This is a genomic window from Pseudomonas helleri (genome assembly GCF_001043025.1).
In the GTDB taxonomy this organism is placed as follows: domain Bacteria; phylum Pseudomonadota; class Gammaproteobacteria; order Pseudomonadales; family Pseudomonadaceae; genus Aquipseudomonas; species Aquipseudomonas helleri.
In genome coordinates, this window is sequence record NZ_JYLD01000010.1 from 198,819 (window position 1) to 220,866 (window position 22,048).

The window sequence follows — 22,048 nt, forward strand, 5'->3', positions numbered from 1 at the left end:
AGTGAGTCAGGCCTGATAAAAACTGTGTGAGCCACTTGTCAAAAATTCGTGATTAGCCAGCGCTGTTGCAGCGCTGAGGTGCGGCAAAATTACGCATGAATCGATTCAGCCTCGCCCCTTACCTGCTAGTATTTGTAACTATTAATTGCTGATACCTATTTTTTAAGCTCATCTGCGACGCTTGTCGCTGCCAACATGAAAGTTGCCACTGAGCAACTGCTACCCGTGAATGTCTGAAGAGGTGCCCCTCCCATGTCTGAACAAGACAACCCGCGGCGTGAGTTTTTGCGCAAAACCCTAACGCTGATTCCGGTGGTCACTGTGGCAAGCACCGGCCTCGGCGGTTCCGTGCTCATGGCGACACCCGCTGCGGGCGCCACAGCCACACCTGAACCTGTGGGGCGCACGTCTTCCCCTGCCACACCTTATGAGCCGACGTATTTCACGGCCCAGGAATGGGCATTTCTGAACGCTGCGGTAGCACGCCTGATCCCCGCCGACGAGCAAGGCCCTGGCGCTCTGGAAGCTGGCGTCCCGGAGTACATAGACCGGCAAATGCACACACCGTACGCCAGCGGCGCTCTGTGGTTCATGCAGGGCCCGTTCAATACCGATGCGCCGGCCGAGATGGGCTGGCAGAGCAAGCTTGTGCCCAAACAGATCTACCGCTTGGGCATCGCTGCCACGGAGGCTCTGTGCAAAACGACCTATAACTCAACATTTGCTGGGCTAGACAGCGCTACCCGAGACGAAGTGCTCAAACAGCTGGAGGCCGGAACGCCCCACTTCGAGAGCGTCCCGGCCAAGATGTTTTTCAGTTTCCTGCTGCAAAACACTAAGGAAGGCTTCTTTTGCGACCCCATTCACGGCGGTAATAAGGGCATGGTCGGCTGGACCATGATCGGCTTCCCCGGCGCTCGCGCTGACTTTATGGACTGGGTCGAACGCAACGAGCAGTACCCCTTCCCGGCAGTTTCCATTCGCGGCGAGAGGGCCTGAGCATGTCGACCGTTATGAAAAAAGTAGATGCCGTCATCGTTGGTTTCGGCTGGACCGGCGCGATCATGGCCAAAGAGTTAACCGAAGCCGGTCTAAACGTTGTAGCCCTTGAGCGCGGCCCGATGCAGGACACGTATCCGGACGGTAACTACCCTCAGGTCATCGACGAACTGACGTACAGCGTGCGCAAAAAGCTCTTTCAGGACGTATCGAAAGAAACCGTGACCATTCGCCATAGCGTCAATGACGTGGCCTTGCCTAATCGCCAGTTGGGGGCGTTCTTGCCTGGCAACGGTGTGGGCGGCGCCGGGTTGCACTGGTCGGGGGTACATTTTCGGGTTGACCCGATTGAACTGCGCATGCGCAGCCACTACGAAGAACGCTACGGCAAAAACTTTATCCCCAAGGACATGACCATCCAGGACTTCGGCGTCAGTTATGAAGAACTGGAACCGTTCTTCGATTACGCCGAAAAAGTGTTCGGCACCTCGGGCCAGGCCTGGACCGTGAACGGCCGCATTGTGGGCGAAGGCCGGGGTGGCAACCCGTATGCGGCGGATCGTTCCGACCACTTTCCGCTGGTATCGCAAAAGAATACGGTGTCGGCCCAACTCTTCCAGAAAGCGGCCACTGAGGTGGGCTACAAGCCGTATAACCTGCCGTCGGCCAATACATCAGGGCCTTATACCAACCCGTATGGCGCACAAATGGGGCCGTGCAACTTCTGCGGTTTCTGCAGCGGTTATGTCTGCTACATGTACTCCAAAGCCTCGCCAAACGTGAACATTTTGCCCGCGCTCAAGCCGCTGCCCAACTTTGAGTTGCGCCCTGACGCCCATGTGATTCGGGTCAACCTGGACAGCACCAAGAGCAAAGCCACGGGCGTCACTTACATCGACGCGCTGGGCCGTGAGATCGAACAACCGGCAGACCTGGTGATTCTGGGTGCTTTCCAGTTCCACAACGTGCGCTTGATGCTGCTCTCGGGCATCGGCAAACCGTACGACCCGAAAACCGGCGAAGGGGTGGTCGGCAAAAACTTTGCGTACCAGAACATGGGCACCATCAAGGCCTATTTCGATAAAGAGGTGCACACCAACAACTTTATCGGCGCAGGCGGTAATGGCGTGGCCATTGATGATTTCAACGCCGATAACTTTGACCACGGGCCACATGGCTTTGTGGGTGGCTCGCCGATGTGGGTCAACCAGGCCGGCAGCCGTCCCATTGCCGGCACGTCCAACCCGCCTGGCACACCGGCCTGGGGCAGTGCCTGGAAAAAAGCCACCGCCGATTACTACACCCACCAGGTATCAATGGACGCGCACGGCGCGCATCAATCCTACCGTGGTAACTATCTCGATCTAGACCCGGTTTATCGCGATGCCTACGGCCAGCCTCTTTTGCGGATGACCTTCGACTGGCAAGAAAACGACATCAAAATGAACCGTTTCATGATGGAGAAAATGGGCAAGATCGCCGAGGCGATGAACCCCAAAGCCATCGCCCTGCTCGGTAAAAAAGTGGGTGAACACTTCAACACTGCGTCCTACCAGACCACTCACCTGAACGGCGGCGCGATCATGGGCACTGACCCGAAAACCAGTGCGCTGAACCGTTACCTGCAATCGTGGGACGTACACAACGTGTTCGTACCGGGCGCCTCGGCGTTCCCGCAGGGGCTGGGTTACAACCCGACCGGTCTTGTGGCCGCGCTGACCTACTGGTCGGCCCGGGCGATTCGCGAACAGTACCTGAAAAACCCCGGCCCGCTGGTTCAGGCATAAGGAGCGATGACCATGAAAACAGTTGTTATCGCGACCTTGGCCCTGCTGGGCAGTTTTTCGGCTCTGGCTGCTGAAGTCGATCAGGCAGCCTTGATCAAACACGGTGAATACCTGGCGCGAGCCGGTGACTGTGTGGCGTGTCATACGGCCAAAGGTGGCAAGCCTTTCGCTGGCGGCCTGCCCATGGAAACCCCGATCGGTACGATTTACTCGACCAACATCACTCCCGACCCGAGCGGCATCGGCGCCTACAGCTTTGACGATTTCGACAACGCTGTGCGCCATGGCATCGCCAAAAACGGCAGCACGTTGTACCCGGCGATGCCTTACCCGTCTTATGCGCGGGTCAACCAGGCCGACATGCAAGCGCTGTATGCCTACTTCATGCAGGGCGTTAAGCCGGTCGCTGCCGAGAACCGGGCGGTCGATATTCCCTGGCCGTTAAGCATGCGTTGGCCATTGGCTATGTGGCGCTGGAGCTTTGCCCCTGCAGTGGCCGACTTCACCCCTGCCCCTGGGCAAAATCCGGTGGTGAGTCGCGGGGCGTATCTGGTGGAAGGTCTAGGACATTGCGGTGCATGCCATACCCCACGGGCGCTGACCATGCAGGAAAAAGCCTTGAGCGCGACAGAGGGCAGCACGTTTCTGTCGGGCAGTGCGCCGCTGGAAGGCTGGATCGCGAAGAACCTGCGCGGCGACCACAAGGACGGCCTAGGCAGTTGGAGCGAAGAACAACTGGTGCAGTTTCTCAAGACCGGCCGCAGTGATCGCAGCGCGGTGTTCGGCGGTATGAGCGACGTGATCGTACACAGCATGCAGTACATGTCTGATGCCGACCTGACCGCTATCGCTCGCTACTTGAAGACATTGCCTGCGGTCGATTCGGCAGACAGACCTCATAAATATGACCCGACAGTGCCCGATGCCTTATGGAACGGTAATGACAGCAAGCGCGGTGCGGCGGTGTACATCGACAACTGTGCGGCCTGCCATCGCACCGATGGGTATGGCTACACCCGTGTGTTCCCGGCATTGGCGGGTAACCCGGTGTTGCAATCCGATGACCCGACTTCGCTGATTCACATTGTGCTTAAAGGCGGCACCTTGCCGGCCACGCACACCGCGCCCTCAACCTTTACCATGCCGGGTTTCGACTGGAGGCTGTCGGATCAGGAAGTAGCCGATGTGGTCAATTTCATTCGTACCAGTTGGGGCAATAAAGGCGCTGAGGTGAAACCGGCAGAGGTGAAGGCGTTGCGCGACTAAAGACGCGGGCACACACCATGGCCCCAGGCACTCATGCGCAGCGCCTGGGGTTATTGATCTGAAGCCTGGGGCTCAGTCGCGTCATTGGCCAGCCACTTCTCTGACAATGCCGCCAAACGGCCATCAGCCTTGATGCGCTGCAAGGCTTTGTCCAGGCTGCCCTGAAACGCCGGGTTGTCTTTCTGAAAAGGGATCGCCTGCTCGGGCGAGGCTAAATAAGGTTCACTGAAATCGAACCGATCCTGAAGTTCAGGAGTCATAGCCATGTGGTTGATGGCCACGTCGTACTTGCCGCTCTCAACACCCGAAAGCAGGTCATCACTGTCTGTGACCAAGAGCGAGGAATTGACCTCCAGCTCCCGGGCCAGCATTTCGCCCAGCTCGACGTCAAAGCCGGTTAAGTGGCCATCCTGCTGGAAGCTGTAAGGGGCCTGATTGCCCTCAAGTGCGATACGCAATTCACCACGATCGTTTACGTCGTCCATCAGTTCTGCGTGAGCAAAAGGACTCGCCAATGGCAATAAAAGCATCAGGCCTGGCAAAAAACGCATGGTCACTCCTTTGAATTTAATGAAAGCGATTCGCAATGAGCGCTCGCTTTGCTTTATGTTGGTCAACTGCGGCGTTGGACAGCGGATCTGCTCAAAGTTGTGCATGCCCGACGATTTTTTCAAAAACCGGAGATACAAATGAAAGCTCTACTGTCTCGTGTTGCGTTGGCTTCTGTGTTGATGGGCGCTTCGGTTCTGGCCCTGGCTGCCACTCCCGCGCCTGAGGGCGCAAAAGTGTCGATTATCTCCCCGGCGGATGGCGCCACTGTAGATAAAACCTTCACCGTAAAGTTCGGCATTGAAGGCATCGACCTCAAACCTGCTGGCGATCCGGCTCCACACTCTGGCCATCACCACTTGCTGGTCGATGTAGACCAGCCGATTGCGCCAGGCCAGGTGATCCCGACTGACGACCATCACCTGCATTTCGGCAAAGCGCAGACTGAAACCCAACTGACCCTGGCCCCAGGCAAACACACCTTGCAACTGGAGCTGGGCGACACTGGCCACCAAGCCTTTGACCCGGTGATCGTGTCGAAGAAAATCACGGTTAATGTGAAGTAAGTACAGCAGTCAAAAAAAAGGGAGACCCGAGGGTCTCCCTTTTTATTGCGCGCGATTTAGAACAACACGCGGCAACGGATGGTGCCGTTGATGCTTTGCAGCTTCTCTTGCGCCAGGTCCGAGGACTCGGCGTCGACGTCGATCACCACATAACCCACTTTTTCGTTGGTTTGCAGGAACTGGCCGGAGATGTTGATACCGTTTTCGGCGAAGACCTTGTTGATCTCGCTCATCACACCCGGGATGTTCTCGTGGATGTGCAGCAAACGGTGCTTGCCAGGGTGAGCCGGCAGGGCCACTTCCGGGAAGTTGACAGACGATACGGACGTACCGTTGTCGCTGTACTTGACCAGTTTTTCTGCCACTTCCAGGCCGATGTTGGCTTGGGCTTCAGCGGTGGAACCACCGATGTGCGGGGTCAGGATCACGTTGTCCAGGCCACGCAGCGGGCTTTCGAACACGTCGTCGTTGGAACGCGGCTCAACCGGGAACACGTCGATAGCGGCGCCGATCAGGTGCTTGTCCTTGATCGCGTCAGCCAGGGCGTCCAGCTCAACCACGGTGCCACGTGCGGCGTTGATCAAAATGCCGCCCTTTTTGATGGCGCGGATTTCTTTCTCGCCGATCATCCACTGGGTAGCCGGGGTTTCAGGCACGTGCAGGGTGACGATGTCGGACATGCCCAACAGTTCGTGCAGGTTGCCGACCTGAGTGGCGTTGCCCAATGGCAGCTTGGTCACGGTGTCGTAGAAGAACACTTGCATGCCCAGGCCTTCAGCCAGTACCGACAGCTGAGTACCAATCGAACCATAACCGACGATACCGAGCTTTTTGCCACGGATTTCGAAGGAGTTGGCCGCGCTTTTGATCCAGCCACCACGGTGGCAGGAAGCGTTTTTCTCAGGGATGCCGCGCAGCAACAGGATCGCTTCAGCCAGCACCAACTCAGCCACCGAACGGGTGTTGGAGTAAGGAGCGTTGAATACAGCGATACCGCGTTCGCGAGCAGCGTTGAGATCGACTTGGTTGGTGCCGATGCAGAAACAACCAACAGCCACCAGTTTCTTGGCGCAGTCGAACACTTCTTCGGTCAGCTGAGTACGGGAACGGATGCCGATGAAATGGGCATCAGCGATCTTTTCCTTCAGCAGGGCTTCAGGCAAGGAACTGGTGATGTACTCGATACTGGTGTAACCAGCAGACTTCAGTACTTCAACAGCGGATTGGTGGACGCCTTCTAAAAGAAGGAACTTGATCTTGCTCTTATCGAGAGAAGTCTTGCTCATCTGCGTAAACCTGTGTCCCAGAGAAAAAATGGCAGGGAATGGACAGCCTGAGCTGGCCTGGCCGGCGTGAAGACCGGCACCGTGAATCGTCCTACGGCTCGATTCGACGGGGGGGTCGTATGCTAGCATAAGCGCCCCGCTAAACACCCATTCCTGCGACGTGAAGCGTACTCAGGATGACCATGAATTGTTCGAGAGTTCTGTTGATGACCCATCCTGCCGTAATTGAAGAGCTGAAGACCCTGGTAGAGCCTGGCAAGGTTCTCACCGATGCTGATTCCCTTAATGCTTACGGCAAGGACTGGACCAAGCATTTCGCTCCAGCGCCCACCGCGATCGTCTTTCCGAAAACCATCGAACAGGTCCAGGCCATCGTGCGTTGGGCCAACACCCACAAGGTCGCGCTGGTGCCATCGGGCGGGCGTACTGGCTTGTCGGCTGCGGCCGTTGCGGCGAATGGCGAAGTGGTGGTGTCTTTCGATTACATGAACCAGGTGCTCGATCTCAACCTGACTGACCGCACAGCGGTTTGCCAGCCGGGCGTGGTCACTAAGGCCCTGCAAAACCTGGCCGAAGAAAACGGCCTGTACTACCCGGTGGACTTCGCCTCGGCCGGCTCCAGCCAGATTGGCGGCAACATCGGCACCAATGCCGGCGGGATCAAGGTGATTCGTTACGGCATGACCCGCAACTGGGTGGCGGGCATGAAAGTCGTGACCGGCAAGGGCGACGTGCTGGAACTGAACAAGGACCTGATCAAAAACGCAACCGGCTATGACATGCGCCAGCTGTTTATCGGCGCCGAAGGCACGTTGGGCTTTGTGGTCGAAGCCACCATGCGCCTGGACCGGGCACCGAAAAACCTGACGGCCATGGTGCTCGGTACCGCCGACTTCGACGCCATCATGCCGGTGCTGCACGCCTTCCAGAGCAAACTGGATCTGACGGCTTTTGAGTTTTTCTCTGACAAGGCATTGGCCAAAGTCATGGCCCGTGGCGACGTACCTTCGCCGTTTGACACCGACTGCCCGTTCTACGCGCTGCTGGAATTTGAAGCGACCACTGAAGAAGTGGCCAACACCGCGCTGGAAACCTTCGAGCACTGCGTCGAGCAAGGCTGGGTACTGGACGGCGTGATGAGCCAGAGCGAAACCCAGCTGCACAACCTGTGGAAGCTGCGTGAGTACATCTCCGAGACCATTTCGCACTGGACGCCGTACAAAAACGACATCTCGGTCACCGTTTCGAAAGTGCCGGCCTTCTTGAAAGAAATTGACGCCATCGTCGGCGAATACTACCCGGACTTCGAGATTGTCTGGTTCGGCCACATCGGCGACGGCAACCTGCACTTGAACATTCTCAAGCCCGAGAACCTGAGCAAGGACGAGTTCTTTGCCAAGTGCGCGACGGTCAACAAATGGGTCTTTGAAACGGTCGAGAAGTACAACGGCTCGATCTCGGCAGAACACGGCGTGGGCATGACCAAACGTGATTACTTGACCTACAGCCGCTCGCCGGTTGAGATCGAGTACATGAAAGCCCTCAAGGCTGTGTTCGACCCGAACGGCATCATGAACCCAGGCAAGATTTTTGCGGTTTAACTAACCCCCAGCGGAGTCGATCCATGAGCTATCAGCACCAATACGTCGACGGTACCCGGATTCACTTTCCTATCGGCAAAGTCGTGTGCATCGGGCGTAACTATGCCGAGCACGCCAAAGAGCTGGATAACCCGATCCCGACTGAGCCGCTCTTGTTTATCAAGCCAGGCAGTTGTGTAGTGCCGACCGAAGGCGGGTTTGCCATCCCGCACGACCGCGGCTCGGTGCATTACGAAGCCGAAATTGCGGTGTTGATCGGCAAGCCTTTGTCCAACAACCCTAGCGCCGAAGAAGTGCTGGACGCGATCTCGGGCTTCGCTCCGGGCCTGGACCTGACCCTGCGCGACAAGCAGTCGGAGCTCAAGGCTAAAGGCCTGCCGTGGGAAGTCGCCAAGTCGTTCGACGGCGCCTGCGTACTCGCACCGTTCGTACCGAGCTGCACGTTCCCGGACGTGACTGACATTGGCATCCGCCTGACCATCAACGGCGAAGTGCGCCAGGACGGCAACAGCGCCCTGATGCTCAACCCGATTGTGCCGATGATTCAGTACATGGCCGGGTGCTTCTCGCTTCAAGCGGGCGACGTGATCATGACCGGCACCCCGGTGGGTGTTGGCCCGCTGAACGTGGGCGATGAACTGGTGCTGGAACTGCCAGGCGCCAGCCGCTTCGAAAGCATCGTGCGTTAATCCATAAAACCGCGCCGATCTTATCGCGGGCAAGCCCACTCCCACAGGTTTTGCACTGACCTTGTGGGAGCGGGCTTGCTCGCGATGAGACCACCACCGTGCAATCCCCCGGACGCCAACCGCGCTAAACCGTTATTCTGTTGTGGATTTTTCCTACGCAGAATGTGAATCACCGAATGCCAAACTGGAACCACTACGTACAGCGCGTCCTGGAGTTGATGAAGCGTTACCCAGGGCTGATTGCGCTGTTCGGTTTTTGCTCGGGTGTGGGCAGTTTTATTCTGGTGGACCGCCAGCAAGGCATGGCCCGCTGGATCGCGGTGATCCTGCTGGTGAGCTGGGTCTGGCTGATGCTCGAAAACACCCTGACCCAATGGTTTGCCCGCGTCTTTAAACGCGAAATCCCCCCGCCTTTGTTGCGTTACGCAACGCAGATGATCCATCAGGAAAGCCTGTTTTTCGTCCTGCCGTTCTTTTTTATCACCACCACCTGGAACAGCGGCCAACTGGTGTTTACCGGTCTGCTGGGCGCCGCCGCGCTGGTGACCATCACCGACCCGCTGTATTACAAATGGCTGGCACCACGGCGCTGGCTGTACCTGGGCATGCACACGCTGGCGTTGTTCGCGGCGCTGCTGACTGCGTTGCCGATCATCCTCAATCTGACCACCGCCGAGAGCTACAAACTGGCGCTGGGCGCAGCCGTGCTGCTTTCCATCCCCAGCATGGCGGTCAGCCTGCCCCTTAAAACCTGGCGTGGCTGGCTGGTGTTGCCGCTGATCGTCATCGCGCTGGGGGCGACGGGCTGGCTGCTACGCTCGTGGGTGCCGCCCGCAACGCTGTGGATGACCGAAGTCGCGGTCACGACGCAAGTCCAGAGCCGCACACCCGGCGAGAGTATCGAGCAGATCAGCGTCAGCCAACTGCGCAGCCAGGGTTTGTATGCCTACACCTCGATCAATGCGCCCCGTGGCCTCAACGAGCGGATCTACCACGTGTGGCTGCTCAACGGCCAAGAGGTGGACCGCATCGCCCTGGATATTCACGGCGGACGCAAGGAAGGCTACCGGGCCTGGACCCACAAATTGAACTTCCCGCCCAACCCGGCCGGGCGCTGGCAGGTCAAAGTGTTGACCGAAGATGGGCAAATGCTTGGGGTGCTGCGCTTCAAAGTCACCGACACAGATCAATCCACGCCCACCGATGTACAGGCAAACTGAAACACTTTTACGAGAGTGTGCTATTACATAAGGTCTGCGTTTAAGCGTACTGAGCATGGAGCCTACGACTATTACTGCCATGGCGGGCGATGCCCAACTAGACACGTCAAGTAATCCTGCGCGGCTGATAATCAGTGGCCAATGGACGCTGGCCAATTATGCCCGGTTGAAAAAGCTGACTGAACAGCTCGCGGGCAAATACGACGCCAGTACCCACATTGACCTCGATGACGTGTCCCGCCTGGACACCGCAGGCGCGTCGTTGCTGGTTGAGTTGCTGGGCGCCGAGCGCGTCAGCCAACTGGCCGACAGCGCCACCAAACTCCCCGAGGCCGACCGCGCCCTGCTGCAAACCGTGTATTCGTCGATGCGCGACTTCTGCGTGCCGGTCAAAGCGGTCGAAATCAATATCGGCCTCTTGCTGCTGAGCCGCATCGGCAGCGCGGTCTACAAGCTCTGGCAAGACACCTTGCAGTTGCTGGGCTTTATCGGGGTCATTCTGCAAAGCATTGCCCGCAACCTGTTACGCCCCAAGCAATGGCGGGTCACGCCGGTGGTGGCGCAGATCGAGCAGATCGGTCTCAACGCCACGCCGATTGTGGCGCTGCTGACCTTTATGGTGGGCGCCGTGGTGGCGTTTTTGGGGGCCACGGTGCTGGCCAATTTTGGCGCTGGGATCTACACCGTCGATCTGGTGGCGTTTTCGTTTCTGCGTGAGTTTGGCGTGCTGCTTACCGCCATCCTGCTGGCGGGCCGGACGGCCAGTTCGTTTACCGCGCAAATTGGCTCGATGAAGGCCAACGAAGAGATCGATGCGATCCGCACGCTGGGCCTGGACCCCATGGACCTCTTGGTGGTGCCACGGGTGCTGGCGCTGCTGATCGCCCTGCCGATGCTGACCTTTCTGGCCATGATGGCCGGTATTTTGGGCGGCGCGGTGGTGTGCGTGGTGTCGCTGGGCATCTCGCCGGACATGTTTATTTCGATGCTGCACTCCGACATCGGCGTTAAAAACTTTTTGGTGGGCATGGTCAAAGCGCCGTTCTTTGCGTTTTTGATTGCCGCCGTCGGTTGCCTTGAGGGCTTTAAAGTCAGCGGCAGCGCCGAGTCGGTGGGGGCGCACACCACCTCCAGCGTGGTGCAGTCGATCTTTATCGTGATCCTGCTGGACGCCGTGGCCGCGCTGTTCTTTATGGAGATGGGCTGGTGAGTACGCCAACGAAGACGCCCCGCGAGGCGGTGATCGAAGTGCGCGACCTGTGCAACCGGTTTGGCACCCAAACCGTGCACGAGCACCTCGATCTGGATGTGTACAAAGGCGAGATTCTCGGCGTGGTCGGCGGCTCGGGCACGGGCAAATCGGTGCTGTTGCGCAGCATTGTCGGCCTGCGCCGCCCCACAGAAGGCGAAGTGCGGGTGTTCGGCCAAGACCTGCTCAGCCTGCCCGAAGCCCAGCGCTCGTTGATTGAGCGGCGTTTTGGCGTGCTGTTTCAGCAAGGCGCGCTGTTTTCGTCGCTGACGGTCACCGAAAACATCGCCATGCCCTTGATCGAACACGCCGGGCTGAGCCGCCCCGACGCCGAGCATCTGGCGCTGGTCAAGCTGGCGTTGGCCGGGCTGCCGCTGTCGGCTGCCGATAAGTACCCCTCGGCGCTGTCTGGCGGCATGATCAAGCGCGCCGCCCTAGCTCGCGCCCTGGCGCTGGACCCGGACATCCTGTTTCTTGACGAACCCACGGCCGGGCTCGACCCGATTGGCGCGGCGGCGTTCGATCAACTGATTCTGACCCTGCGCGATGCGCTGGGTTTGAGTGTGTTTTTGGTCACCCACGACCTCGACACGCTATACACCATCACGGACCGGGTGGCGGTGTTGTCGCAAAAACGGGTGTTGGTCGCTGCACCAATCGCCGAAGTCGAAAACTTCGACGATCCCTGGATTCATGAGTATTTCCATGGCCCTCGTGGCCGCGCCGCGTATGAAGCGGCAACCCAGCGTAAGGAGCATTGACATGGAAACCCGCGCCCATCATGTATTGATCGGCCTGTTCAGCGTGTTGGTCGTCGCAGGCGCCATGCTGTTTGGCCTGTGGCTGGCGAAGTCGAGCATGGACGATACGTTCACGGACTACGAAGTGGTGTTCAACGAGGCAGTCAGCGGCTTGTCCAAAGGCAGCTCGGTGCAATACAACGGGATCAAGGTCGGTGACGTGATTGAACTGCGCCTGGACGACAAAGACCCGCGTCGCGTATTGGCGCGCATTCGTTTGGCCGCCGGCACCCCGGTTAAAGTCGACACCAAGGCCAAGCTGGCACTGACCGGCGTGACCGGCACCTCAATCATCCAGCTCAGCGGCGGTGATCCGGGCAGCCCGATGCTCAAAGGCAAAGACGGCAAATTGCCGGTGATTGTGGCCTCGCCCTCGCCGATTGCCCGACTGTTGACCGATGGCAACGACATGCTGGCCAACATCAACATTCTGCTGCACAACGCCAACCGGCTGTTCTCCCATGAGAACGTCGACAGCGTGGCCAAGACCCTGTCGAACTTTGAGCAAACCACCAGCGCCATTGCTGACCAGCGCAACGACATTGCGCAGACCCTCAAGCAATTGTCGCAAGTGGGCAAGCAAGCCTCGGCCACGCTGGAGCAAACCACCGCGCTGATGCGCAACGCCAACGGCTTGCTCAACAGCCAGGGCAAGCAAGTGTTCACCAGTGCCGAGCAGGCCATGCACTCGCTGGAGCAGAGCACGGCGACCATCAACACGCTGATCAACAACAACGAAGCCTCGCTCAACAGCGGGCTGCAAGGGCTTAATCAGTTGGGCCCGGCGGTCAATGAGTTGCGCGAGACGCTGAACACGCTGCGGGGCATTTCGCGGCGTCTGGAAGCCAACCCGAGCGGTTACTTGCTGGGCCGCGAGCAGAACAAGGAATTCACCCCATGATCCGACCTTATCGCCTGGCAGGCTCCCTCTTCCTGGCCGCCAGCCTGAGCCTGCTCAGCGCTTGCTCGATTTTCCCCAAGCCCGAAGTGGTGGACGTGTATCGCCTGCCCGATGCGCAAACGCCGATTGCGGCCAGCCAGGGCGCCCCGGTGAAGTGGTCGCTGCGCCTTGAAAAGCCGATGGCCAGCAACACGCTGAACAGCCAGAACATCGCCGTGGTGCCCGAGGGCAACCTGATCAGCAACTACAAGGGCGCGCGCTGGAGCGACCCGGCCCCGGCATTGCTGCGCAATCGCCTGCTGGACGCCTTTTTACAAGACGGCCGGGTGCAGGCGCTGAGCACCGATGACAGCAACTTGCAGTCCGATTACGAATTAGGGGGCGAGTTGTTGGCGTTCCAGACGCACTACAACGGCAAAAGCCCGGAAGTGCTGGTGCAATACAACGCCCGACTGGTGCGCAGCAGCGACCAGCGCATTATCAGTTCCAAGCGTTTTGAAGCGCGCCAACCGCTGAGCAACCCACTGGTGCCACAGGTTGTCGCAGGCTTTGGCCAGGCGGCCGATACGCTGATGCCGCAAGTGGTGCAGTGGGCGATCCAGCAAGGGCAAGCCCACTCGCAGTCGCAACGGTAACTATCTGTGGGAGCGGGCTTGCTCGCGATGGGACAGACTCGGTGTTACAGACACACCGCGTCGCCTATATCGCGAGCAAGCCCGCTCCCACATGAAAGGTTATGCGTTAAGCCTGGCTGAACTTGTTGGCCAGTTCGCGCAGCAGCACTTCGGCCTCCAGCACTTTGTTGACCGCGTCTTCGGCTTTTTCGCGGGTCACGTTCAAGCGCTCGAACAGCGCATCAGGCAGCGGCGCATAGGCCCCGTGGCCAACCCCGCGATTGCGCAGCAAACCCAGCGCCATACACACCAGGTTCGGGTATTCGGCATCGGCGTCGATGTAGTCCGGGTCGTGCTGGAAACGCAACGCGGCGGTCAATTCATCCGGCATGCCCCAATGGCGCATCAGCCAGGCACCCATTTGTTCGCGGCTGATGCCCAGCAGGTGCTGCTCAATCACGCTGTGGCTAACGTGCGGGTTGACCTCAAGGTGGCGGCAGATCAGCGAAAAGTGCGGCGGAAACACGTGGGCCAGCAACAGGTAGCCGAAGTTGTGCAGTAGCCCGGCCAGATACGCCAGCCCGGTTTCCGGGCGTTTGTCACGCGGCATGCTGCGGGTCAGGCCTTCAATCACCGCCGCCGTGTAGATCGACTGTTGCCAGTACGGCGTGCAGGACTGCGGGTTGTCCTTGGGCAAGCTCAGGGTTTTACCCAGTGACAGGCTCAAGGCCAGGTTGATCACCAGGTCGACCCCGAGCACGCGCACGATGGCGTCCTCAACCGAGCGGATTTTGCTCGGCGCCGCGTAGTACGACGACGATGCCCAGCTCATGACTTGGGCCGCCAGCGCCGGGTCGGTTTCCACCACGCTGGTGATTTCATCGATGGTGACTTCAGGGTCAACCCGCAGGCGCATGATTTTGCGCACGCTCTCTGCCAGGGGCGGTATTTCGATGGTGGCTTCAAGTCGCTGCTGAATGCGCCGCGCCGTGAAGGCCTTGACTGCCTGGGTGATGGCTTCGCTGTCGTCGTCAGGGCGGTTCAGGTTGAGGATAATCTCGCTCAGAGGCTCACCAAAGCGCCCGGCGTTGGCCACGCCGAGCAAGCGCAGGAAGTCTTCGCGGGTGACTTCCAGCAACAGGCCCGGCTCACCCGAGCTGATCAGCAGCAGCGGCTGTTGCAGGAGTTGCTCTTCGTACAGGCAAGACGAACGGGTAATGGCCGGCAGCCCCGGCAGTTGCTTCAGGCCGTGGCGGTCGAGTATCTCGCGCAGCCGGCTTTGAGCAACGGCGGTCATGCGACGCCCGATCAAGTCGGCCAAGCGGTTGAGGTCAAGCAAATGGCTCTGGGCGAACATCACCATCAAGGCGCCAGCGGTGTCATCGAGCAGCACGGCCTGGACCTTGCTGTCCGGGTTGAGCCCCGGATGGTCGAGGACTTCTCGATAGGCAACCGCCCGCTCACTGAGCAACTGCTGAATAACCGGTGGCGTGCTCGGAACGGCGAGGGCAATAGCGACTTTACTCATGGTCTGCATCCGATGTGTGCAACTCAAATTTGATAACCCGGTATTGGATCGGCCGCGTCTGTATTTACTGAACGATCTTTTTACACCTGACCGTACTGCTGGCCATGGCGTAACCAGCGATCCAGTAACGGACTGACGTGACTCGGCCAGCGCTCCAGCAACGCCAGGGCGGCGTCGCGCACGGCGGGTAGCAAATCGGCATCGCGCATCAAGTCGGCCACTTTGAATTGCAACAGCCCGGTTTGCCGGGTGCCGAGCATTTCGCCGGGGCCGCGCAGTTCAAGGTCTTTTTCAGCGATCACAAAACCATCGTTGGTTTCACGCATGATGCCCAGACGCTGACGTCCGACTTGTGACAGCGGCGGATGGTAGAGCAGCACGCAATGGCTGGCCGCGCTGCCCCGGCCCACGCGCCCGCGTAGTTGGTGCAGTTGCGACAAGCCGAGACGCTCGGGGTTTTCGATGATCATCAGGCTGGCATTGGGCACGTCCACGCCGACTTCGATCACGGTGGTTGCGACCAGCAATTGCAGCTCGCCGGCTTTGAATTGGGCCATGACCTCGGCTTTTTCAGCGGCCTTCATGCGGCCGTGGATCAAGCCGACGCGCAGCTCGCCCAACGCACTGGAGAGGTCTTCGAAGGTGCTCTCGGCAGCCTGGCAGGTCATTTCTTCGGATTCTTCAATCAGGGTGCACACCCAATACGCCTGTCGCCCTTCGGCGCAGGCCGCGCGCACCCGCTCAATCACTTCAACCCGCCGCGTGTCGACCACCAGCACGGTGTTGACCGGGGTCCGGCCGGGCGGCAGTTCGTCGAGGATAGAGGTGTCGAGGTCGGCGTAGGCGCTCATGGCCAGGGTCCGCGGGATCGGGGTAGCGGTCATGATCAACTGGTGCGGGCACATGACCCCGCCCACGCCTTTATTGCGCAGGGCCAGGCGTTGCTGCACGCCGAAGCGGTGCTGCTCGTCGATGATTACCAGCGCCAGGTTCTTGAACTGCACCTGGTCCTGGAACAACGCATGGGTGCCGACCACCATGGGGGCGCCATTGGCGATTTGCTCCAGCGATGCCGCCCGCGCCTTGCCCTTGAGCTTGCCGGCCAGCCAGGCGACTTCGAGGCCCAGCGGCTCCAGCCAGCGTTTAAAGCTGATGAAATGCTGCTCGGCGAGGATTTCAGTGGGTGCCATCAAGGCCACCTGATAACCGGCCTCCAGCGCCTGCAAGGCGGCCAGGGCTGCGACCACGGTCTTGCCCGCGCCCACATCGCCCTGGATCAGGCGCAGCATGGGTTCGGGCTGGCTGAGGTCGTAGGCGATTTCGTTGCCCACCCGCACTTGCGCGCCCGTGGGCGGGAAGCCCAGGTTGGCGAGGTATTGCTTGGGCAGCTTTTTAGCCTTGGGCAACGCCGGGGCTTGCTGCGAACGCAGGCTCTCACGCAGGCGTTGCTGCGAGAGCTGGTGAGTCAGCAGTTCTTCAAACGCCAGGCGGTGCTGGGCCCAGTGATGGCCCAACGCGAGTTCTTCAACATCGGCATCGGCGGGCGGCTGATGCAAATAGCGAATGGCCTCGTCCAGCGGCGCCAGTTGGTAGTCCTTGGCCAGTTCGGGCGGCAACCAGTCGGGCAGGCTGCGCGGCCCCAGCATGGCCAGGCTTTGCTGGCTGAGCTGGCGCAAACGCTGCTGGGTCAGGCCTTCGGTGGTCGGGTAGATCGGCGTCAGGGTGGTGTCGACTGGTGGCGGCTCAGCGCCAGTAATGGCGCGGTATTCGGGGTGGTAAATCTCCAGCCCCGACGCGCCGGGCCGCGCCTCGCCATAGCAGCGCACTTCGGTGCCGCGCTTGAGGCTTTCTTTTTGCGCATTGCTGAAATGGTAAAAGCGCAGGCTCAAGCCGCCGGTGCCGTCGTTAATACGTACCAGCAGGCTACGGCGCTTACCCATCACCACGTCGAGACCGATCACCCGGCCTTCGACCACGGCGTCTTGCCCCGGCCGCAGCGCGCCAATCGGCACCACACGGGTGCGGTCCTGATAGCGCAATGGCAGGTGGAAAAGCACGTCCTGAACGGTTTCGAGCCCGACCTTGGCCAATTTCTCGGCCATGGCCTCACCGACGCCCTTGAACACGGTGACCGGCACGTTAGACAACTCAGTCATTTCAGCTTCTTACGTCGCAGCAGGTGGCTTGGCCACGGAACACAGGCGGATCGAGTCCGCGAGGATTTCAATGGCTTTTGGCCGTGGGAAGCTCGCGCGCCAGGCAATCGCTACCGTGCGAAACGGCACCGGCGGGGTCAGCGGGCGCACCGACAAAATGCCGGGGGCGTAATGGTGGCTGTCGACCGCCGACAACGGCAGGATCGAAATCCCCAGACCCGAGGCCACCATGTGGCGGATGGTTTCCAGCGAGCTGGATTCCACGGTGGTGTGCTTGGCGCCATCAGCGCCTTTGGTCAGCGTGGGGCAAGCCTCAAGCACCTGATCACGGAAGCAGTGGCCTTCACCCAACAGCAACAAGCTTTTGTCATTGAGCAGGTTGGCGTCGATGGTTTCTTTTTTGCTCCACGGGTGCTCGCTCGGCATCAGCACGTAGAACGGCTCGTCGTAGAGCGGCAACGTCAGCACGTCGGCTTCGTGGAAAGGCAGCGCGATGATGATCGCGTCCAGCTCGCCGTTGCGCAGTTTGTCGCGCAGCACGTGTGTGAAGTTTTCTTCGATGTACAACGGCATTTGCGGGGCGACCCGATGCAGTTGCGGAATAAGATGTGGGAAAAGGTACGGGCCAACGGTGTAAATCGCCCCTACTTTGAGCGGCGCGGTCAGTTGGTTCTTGCCGGCCTGAGCCAGTTCGCGAATCCCCTGGGCTTGCTCAAGCACCTTTTGCGCCTGGGCAACGATGCCTTCACCCACTGGCGTGAGACGCACAGCGCTTTTGCTGCGCTCGAAAATCAGCACACCGAGTTCGTCTTCCAGTTTTTTCACGCCCACTGACAGCGTCGGCTGGCTGACGTGGCAACGCTCGGCGGCATGGCCGAAGTGTTGTTCTTGGGCGAGCGTAACGATGTAGCGCAATTCAGTAAGAGTCATAGCGGGCGTCCCTGTATTGACGAGCCAAGCATAACGGCTGCAATCGATAGACGCACGTTATCACTCATTGCCCGGGGAACCACAGTGACTGCGGCAGGTTTCATCCGCTGCTTTGTAGTCGCTGACGAAGCATGAGGCTGCGATGGGTTGCGAAGCGACCCCGAACGGCGGTCCTGCGGCCCGCATCGCAGCCTTCGTACCTCGTCAGCGGCTACAGGGGCGGGGCCAACATGCAAAAAGGGCACCCTGAGGTGCCCTTTTTGGTGTTAACGCCGACGTTTATCGATGGAATAAACGAACGGTGCCACGATTTCGATGCTGCCGTTGGTCAGCATTTCTGGCGGCGGCTTGGGCAATGGCTGTGCCCGGCGAATCATTTCCAGGGTGGCCCGGTCCAGATCCGCGTTGCCGGAGCGGCCTACCAACTCGTAGGACAGCACCTTGCCTTCAGCGTCGACTACGAAGCGCAGACGGTTCAGACCTTCTTTGCCTCGCGACTGCGCCGCTGGCGGGTACTTCTTGTACTTGCCCAAGTGGGCCAGCAACGTACCTTCCCAGCTGGCTTTGGCAGCCAGTTGTTGTGGCGACGGGCCAGGAGCCGGTGCAGCAGACTTCTCAGTCGGCGCTTTGGTCGGCGTGGCGTCGCTTGGTTTCTCTTCTGACGGCTTTTCTTTGACCGGATCAGGTTTTTCCACAGGCTTGGGCGGTTGAGGCTTTTGCTTGGGTTTGACCGGTTTCGGAACAGCGATCTTCGGCTTGGGCGCTTCAGCCAGCTTGGGTATCGGCAACTCTTCCACTGGGGCCGGTGGTTGCGGTGGTGTCACCACTTTCGGCGGCGCAGGCGGTGGTGGTGCTGGCATCGGCGCCAGATCAACCATCATGGCTTGCGGTGGAAGTTCGATAGCCCGTGGGTTGGACCATTGCAGGGCAAGAATCACTGCCACTGCATGGACACCCAACACCACGGCCAAGCTGATTGCGTAACGCGTCATCTTTTGGCGCGCTATGGTCATTTCTTGGCTGCCGTCTCTAATCCGACCAGACCTACCTTCAAGTAACCGGCTGCGCGCAGTGCATCCATCACGCTCATCAAGTCACCGTAGTCCACGCCTTTGTCGGCCTGGAAGAAGATCGTCGTGTCTTTGTTGTTGTGAGTCCTGGCATCCAGGGTCGGACCCAACGCCTCAACCGTGACCGGCTCTTCGCCCAGGTACAGGCGCTGGTCAGCCTTGACGCTGAGGAACACCGGTTTCTCTGGCCGCGGCGCCGGCTTGGCTGTCGAAGCGGGCAGGTCAACCTTGATATCCACAGTGGCCAGCGGTGCGGCCACCATGAAGATGATCAGCAGTACCAGCATCACGTCAATAAAGGGGGTGACGTTGATTTCATGGTTCTCGGCGAGATCGTCATCGCCTTCTTTTAAATGCAGGCCCATGGCCGATTACCCCACTTTCACCATGTGCGGTTGCGAGCTGCGCTCGGGCGGCAGGTGATCGAGGTCACGGCTAACCAGCAGCAACACTTCTGCTGACGCATCAGCCACCTGAGCTTTGTAGCCGGTGATGGAGCGGGCGAAGACGTTGTAAATCACTACCGCAGGGATCGCTGCAACCAGGCCCAGTGCAGTGGCCAGCAAGGCCTCGGCAATACCCGGTGCAACCACGGCAAGGTTGGTGGTTTGGGTTTTAGCGATACCGATGAAGGAGTTCATGATGCCCCACACGGTACCGAACAGACCCACGAACGGGGCGGTGGAACCGATAGTTGCCAGCACGCCGGTGCCGCTGCTCATGTTACGACCGCAAGCCGCTACCAGGCGCTCAAGACGGAAGCTCACACGCTCCTTGATGCCTTCTTTCTCACGGCTATTGGCCGACAGGCGCATTTCTTCCATCGCGTCTTGTACCAGCAGGTGCGCGAGGGTGCCTTCTTTGGCTGCGGTTTCGCTGGCTTCCTGAAGGGTACGGGCTTTTTTCAGGTTGGCGATTTCACCGCGCAGACGACGCTTGGCGCCCAGGACTTCAAAGCCTTTGGCAATCCAGATGGTCCAGGTGATGATCGACGCAATGGCCAGGCCGATCATCACGATTTTTACGATGATGTCAGCGTTTTTGTACATGCCCCATGGGGACAGGTCGTGGGCCATGCCAAGGCTATTGTCTTCTTCGGCGATCACTTGCGGTGCATCTTCGGCCGGTGCGCCAGCGCCTTCTGCCAGGGCAGGGTCGGTCGCGACAGGGGCAGCAACAGGCGCCGGGGCCGCAGCTTCGGTTGCAGAATGTGCAGCGGGGGCAGCAGGCTCATCGGCAAAGGCCGCAGCAGGTGCCAGCAAGAAGCTGAACATCAGCGCCGCAAGCCCACGCCACAGACGTGAAGGGCTCGAAAGCTGGGTTGGCGAAGCGGTGGGTTGATTGCGTGTCATGCTAGCCGGACCTGAAGAAAGAAAAAGAAGAATTGCCCTACAGCGCGTCTTAAGACCCAGGGCAAACGATGCGTTATTATTGCAAGTAATTCTTGTTAACAAAAGCAAATGCACTTGTTTTTTTCAAATGTCACGACCTTGGTCGTGTCCGTTCAGCCATTTTTGTAACATTTAGTAAGGAGTTTTGAGATGTCCAATGCCACAGCGTTGATCGTCGGTTGCGGTGATGTCGGAAGTCGCTTGGCCACTCAGTTGCTCGATAAAGGCTGGCAGGTCTATGGGCTGCGCCGCTCCATCGATCGCTTGCCGGCAGGCGTCATCGGTGTCGCAGGCGACCTGTTCAATGAGGCATGCCCGGCTGACTGGCCGACCGGCCCGATTGATTACCTGGTGTACAGCACTGCGGCCACCGAACACGACGAGGCGGGTTATCAGGCGGCTTATGTTGAGGGCTTGAAGCACACCTTGAGCTGGCTCAAACAGCATAACCAGCAGCCCAAGCGCCTGTTGTTTGTGTCCAGCAGCGGCGTTTATGTGCAGCAAGACGGGGAATGGGTCGATGAAACCTCCCCTGCGCGGTCCACCAATTACTCCGGCCACATTATGCTCAAGGCCGAGCAAGTGGCGCTGAGCAGCGGTGTACCCGCCAGTGTCGTGCGCCTGACCGGCATTTATGGGCCGGGCCGGGAATGGCTGCTGGGGCAAGTGCGCAAGGGTTACCGGGTTGCGGTCAACCCGCCGCTGTACGGCAACCGCATTCACGCCGATGACGCTGCCGGGCTGCTGGCCTTTTTGCTGGAAGCGGCTGATCAGGGCAAAACGCTGGACGACTGCTACATCGGTGTCGACAACGCACCCGCGCCGCTGGCTGAGGTGGTGGACTGGTTGCGTGAGCGCCTGGGCGTGACTGAATGGGCCGAAGAGGCGAGCGTGCGCCGTGCGGGCAGCAAGCGTTGCAGTAATGCACGGGCTAAAGCATTGGGCTGGGAGCCGCGCTACCCAAGCTACCGTGAAGGCTATGCCGCGATTCTCGAGAACAGCTGATCGTAGGAGTTGTCGAGGCACGAAGGCTGCGATCTTTTGAAGATCAAAAGATCGCGAGACAAGCTCGCTCCTATCAAACACAAAATAAGTGATTGATTCTAAAGGCCCTGTAGGAGCGAGCTTGCTCGCGATCTTTTGATCTTTATCTAAGAGCACCCCTCACCCTAGCCCTCTCCCGAAGGAGAGGGAACCGATTGGGGGATGCTGAAGATATTCGGTGGCCTGTTTGCTGCGCGACAGCGCGGCGTCGAAGACGGGGCGGCCGCTCTTATCAAACATAAAATAAGTGATTGATTTTAAAGGCTTTGTAGGAGCGAGCTTGCTCGCGATCTTTTGATCTAGATCTTGCTTTTGATCTTGATCTAAAAGGCCCCATTAAACCACGCTGGCCGAACGCAGGTTTTGCGCAGTGGGTAACCCGGCAGGACGCCGGGTTAGCCG

The 22,048-nt window shown here is 59.4% G+C and carries 20 protein-coding genes; 12 read left to right on the forward strand and 8 right to left on the reverse strand.

Going from position 1 to position 22,048, the window contains the following annotated elements; all coding sequences use genetic code 11:
• Positions 1–252 precede the first annotated feature (252 nt).
• The 3 genes from TU84_RS17480 to TU84_RS17490 are packed head-to-tail and all read left to right on the forward strand — an operon-like array spanning position 253 to position 4,052.
• Positions 253–999 carry a gluconate 2-dehydrogenase subunit 3 family protein gene (locus TU84_RS17480; RefSeq protein WP_048371165.1) on the forward strand — a complete coding sequence of 249 codons (747 nt, stop codon included), beginning with the start codon at positions 253–255 and terminating at the stop codon, positions 997–999.
• 2 nt (positions 1,000–1,001) lie between these two features.
• Positions 1,002–2,786 (forward strand): GMC family oxidoreductase, encoded by a 1,785-nt coding sequence (locus tag TU84_RS17485; RefSeq protein ID WP_048371167.1) that lies wholly within the window; start codon positions 1,002–1,004, stop codon positions 2,784–2,786.
• 12 nt (positions 2,787–2,798) lie between these two features.
• On the forward strand, positions 2,799–4,052 hold the full coding sequence (locus tag TU84_RS17490; RefSeq protein ID WP_048371168.1) for a cytochrome c: 1,254 nt from the start codon (positions 2,799–2,801) through the stop codon (positions 4,050–4,052).
• 50 nt (positions 4,053–4,102) lie between these two features.
• Here the strand turns inward: TU84_RS17490 and TU84_RS17495 are convergent, their stop codons facing one another.
• The gene (locus tag TU84_RS17495) at positions 4,103–4,603 is read right to left on the reverse strand and encodes a transporter substrate-binding domain-containing protein (protein WP_048371214.1); all 501 of its coding nucleotides are present in this window, start codon (positions 4,601–4,603) and stop codon (positions 4,103–4,105) included.
• A gap of 138 nt (positions 4,604–4,741) precedes the next feature.
• Here TU84_RS17495 and TU84_RS17500 point away from each other — a divergent pair, with 138 nt between their 5' ends.
• Positions 4,742–5,167, forward strand: coding sequence for a DUF4399 domain-containing protein (locus tag TU84_RS17500; protein WP_048371171.1), 426 nt, complete (start codon positions 4,742–4,744; stop codon positions 5,165–5,167).
• A gap of 56 nt (positions 5,168–5,223) precedes the next feature.
• Here the strand turns inward: TU84_RS17500 and serA are convergent, their stop codons facing one another.
• The gene (serA, locus tag TU84_RS17505) at positions 5,224–6,453 is read right to left on the reverse strand and encodes a phosphoglycerate dehydrogenase (RefSeq protein WP_048371173.1); all 1,230 of its coding nucleotides are present in this window, start codon (positions 6,451–6,453) and stop codon (positions 5,224–5,226) included.
• A gap of 206 nt (positions 6,454–6,659) precedes the next feature.
• Between serA and TU84_RS17510 the strand changes: the two genes are divergently transcribed.
• From TU84_RS17510 to TU84_RS17540, 7 genes are all read left to right on the forward strand, one after another.
• Positions 6,660–8,054 (forward strand): FAD-binding oxidoreductase, encoded by a 1,395-nt coding sequence (locus TU84_RS17510; RefSeq protein WP_048371175.1) that lies wholly within the window; start codon positions 6,660–6,662, stop codon positions 8,052–8,054.
• A 23-nt stretch (positions 8,055–8,077) separates the two neighbouring features.
• Positions 8,078–8,743: a fumarylacetoacetate hydrolase family protein gene (locus TU84_RS17515; RefSeq protein WP_048371177.1), complete on the forward strand. Its 666-nt coding sequence runs from the start codon at positions 8,078–8,080 to the stop codon at positions 8,741–8,743.
• 176 nt (positions 8,744–8,919) lie between these two features.
• Positions 8,920–9,963, forward strand: coding sequence for a DUF5924 family protein (locus TU84_RS17520; protein WP_048371179.1), 1,044 nt, complete (start codon positions 8,920–8,922; stop codon positions 9,961–9,963).
• A gap of 79 nt (positions 9,964–10,042) precedes the next feature.
• The gene (locus tag TU84_RS17525) at positions 10,043–11,173 is read left to right on the forward strand and encodes an ABC transporter permease (protein ID WP_048371181.1); all 1,131 of its coding nucleotides are present in this window, start codon (positions 10,043–10,045) and stop codon (positions 11,171–11,173) included.
• Entirely contained in the window at positions 11,170–11,973 is an 804-nt protein-coding gene (locus TU84_RS17530) for an ABC transporter ATP-binding protein (RefSeq protein WP_048371183.1), read from the forward strand. The genes TU84_RS17525 and TU84_RS17530 overlap by 4 nt, the downstream gene beginning before the upstream one ends.
• Position 11,974: 1 nt before the next feature.
• On the forward strand, positions 11,975–12,913 hold the full coding sequence (locus TU84_RS17535) for an MlaD family protein (RefSeq protein WP_048371185.1): 939 nt from the start codon (positions 11,975–11,977) through the stop codon (positions 12,911–12,913).
• Positions 12,910–13,548, forward strand: coding sequence for an ABC-type transport auxiliary lipoprotein family protein (locus TU84_RS17540; RefSeq protein WP_048371187.1), 639 nt, complete (start codon positions 12,910–12,912; stop codon positions 13,546–13,548). Before TU84_RS17535 ends, TU84_RS17540 begins: the two co-directional genes overlap by 4 nt.
• A 106-nt stretch (positions 13,549–13,654) precedes the next feature.
• Here the strand turns inward: TU84_RS17540 and TU84_RS17545 are convergent, their stop codons facing one another.
• The 6 genes from TU84_RS17545 to exbB all read right to left on the reverse strand — a co-directional run bounded on the left by TU84_RS17545 (position 13,655) and on the right by exbB (position 20,563).
• Positions 13,655–15,055, reverse strand: coding sequence for an aminoacyl-tRNA deacylase and HDOD domain-containing protein (locus tag TU84_RS17545; protein ID WP_048371216.1), 1,401 nt, complete (start codon positions 15,053–15,055; stop codon positions 13,655–13,657).
• Positions 15,056–15,135: 80 nt separating this feature from the next.
• Positions 15,136–17,211 (reverse strand): ATP-dependent DNA helicase RecG, encoded by a 2,076-nt coding sequence (gene recG / locus TU84_RS17550; protein ID WP_048371189.1) that lies wholly within the window; start codon positions 17,209–17,211, stop codon positions 15,136–15,138.
• Positions 17,212–17,220: 9 nt separating this feature from the next.
• Positions 17,221–18,141: a hydrogen peroxide-inducible genes activator gene (locus TU84_RS17555; RefSeq protein WP_048371191.1), complete on the reverse strand. Its 921-nt coding sequence runs from the start codon at positions 18,139–18,141 to the stop codon at positions 17,221–17,223.
• 266 nt (positions 18,142–18,407) lie between these two features.
• On the reverse strand, positions 18,408–19,154 hold the full coding sequence (locus TU84_RS17560; protein WP_048371193.1) for a TonB family protein: 747 nt from the start codon (positions 19,152–19,154) through the stop codon (positions 18,408–18,410).
• Positions 19,151–19,576, reverse strand: coding sequence for a TonB system transport protein ExbD (gene exbD, locus TU84_RS17565; RefSeq protein ID WP_019828186.1), 426 nt, complete (start codon positions 19,574–19,576; stop codon positions 19,151–19,153). Before exbD ends, TU84_RS17560 begins: the two co-directional genes overlap by 4 nt.
• Positions 19,577–19,582: 6 nt before the next feature.
• On the reverse strand, positions 19,583–20,563 hold the full coding sequence (gene exbB, locus TU84_RS17570; RefSeq protein WP_048371195.1) for a tonB-system energizer ExbB: 981 nt from the start codon (positions 20,561–20,563) through the stop codon (positions 19,583–19,585).
• A 189-nt stretch (positions 20,564–20,752) separates the two neighbouring features.
• On the opposite strand from exbB, the gene TU84_RS17575 reads away from it, so the two are divergent.
• Entirely contained in the window at positions 20,753–21,607 is an 855-nt protein-coding gene (locus TU84_RS17575; RefSeq protein WP_048371197.1) for an SDR family oxidoreductase, read from the forward strand.
• Positions 21,608–22,048 lie beyond the last annotated feature (441 nt).

What these genes read in the sequence shown, in the direction of transcription:
- TU84_RS17480 (WP_048371165.1), top strand. Translation starts at nt 253, where the DNA reads ATGTCTGAACAAGACAACCCGCGGCGTGAGTTTTTGCGCAAAACCCTA.
- TU84_RS17485 (WP_048371167.1), top strand. Translation starts at nt 1,002, where the DNA reads ATGTCGACCGTTATGAAAAAAGTAGATGCCGTCATCGTTGGTTTCGGC.
- TU84_RS17490 (WP_048371168.1), top strand. Translation starts at nt 2,799, where the DNA reads ATGAAAACAGTTGTTATCGCGACCTTGGCCCTGCTGGGCAGTTTTTCG.
- TU84_RS17495 (WP_048371214.1), bottom strand. Translation starts at nt 4,603, where the DNA reads ATGCGTTTTTTGCCAGGCCTGATGCTTTTATTGCCATTGGCGAGTCCT.
- TU84_RS17500 (WP_048371171.1), top strand. Translation starts at nt 4,742, where the DNA reads ATGAAAGCTCTACTGTCTCGTGTTGCGTTGGCTTCTGTGTTGATGGGC.
- serA (WP_048371173.1), bottom strand. Translation starts at nt 6,453, where the DNA reads ATGAGCAAGACTTCTCTCGATAAGAGCAAGATCAAGTTCCTTCTTTTA.
- TU84_RS17510 (WP_048371175.1), top strand. Translation starts at nt 6,660, where the DNA reads ATGACCCATCCTGCCGTAATTGAAGAGCTGAAGACCCTGGTAGAGCCT.
- TU84_RS17515 (WP_048371177.1), top strand. Translation starts at nt 8,078, where the DNA reads ATGAGCTATCAGCACCAATACGTCGACGGTACCCGGATTCACTTTCCT.
- TU84_RS17520 (WP_048371179.1), top strand. Translation starts at nt 8,920, where the DNA reads ATGCCAAACTGGAACCACTACGTACAGCGCGTCCTGGAGTTGATGAAG.
- TU84_RS17525 (WP_048371181.1), top strand. Translation starts at nt 10,043, where the DNA reads ATGGCGGGCGATGCCCAACTAGACACGTCAAGTAATCCTGCGCGGCTG.
- TU84_RS17535 (WP_048371185.1), top strand. Translation starts at nt 11,975, where the DNA reads ATGGAAACCCGCGCCCATCATGTATTGATCGGCCTGTTCAGCGTGTTG.
- TU84_RS17540 (WP_048371187.1), top strand. Translation starts at nt 12,910, where the DNA reads ATGATCCGACCTTATCGCCTGGCAGGCTCCCTCTTCCTGGCCGCCAGC.
- TU84_RS17545 (WP_048371216.1), bottom strand. Translation starts at nt 15,055, where the DNA reads ATGAGTAAAGTCGCTATTGCCCTCGCCGTTCCGAGCACGCCACCGGTT.
- recG (WP_048371189.1), bottom strand. Translation starts at nt 17,211, where the DNA reads ATGACTGAGTTGTCTAACGTGCCGGTCACCGTGTTCAAGGGCGTCGGT.
- TU84_RS17555 (WP_048371191.1), bottom strand. Translation starts at nt 18,141, where the DNA reads ATGACTCTTACTGAATTGCGCTACATCGTTACGCTCGCCCAAGAACAA.
- TU84_RS17560 (WP_048371193.1), bottom strand. Translation starts at nt 19,154, where the DNA reads ATGACCATAGCGCGCCAAAAGATGACGCGTTACGCAATCAGCTTGGCC.
- exbD (WP_019828186.1), bottom strand. Translation starts at nt 19,576, where the DNA reads ATGGGCCTGCATTTAAAAGAAGGCGATGACGATCTCGCCGAGAACCAT.
- exbB (WP_048371195.1), bottom strand. Translation starts at nt 20,563, where the DNA reads ATGACACGCAATCAACCCACCGCTTCGCCAACCCAGCTTTCGAGCCCT.
- TU84_RS17575 (WP_048371197.1), top strand. Translation starts at nt 20,753, where the DNA reads ATGTCCAATGCCACAGCGTTGATCGTCGGTTGCGGTGATGTCGGAAGT.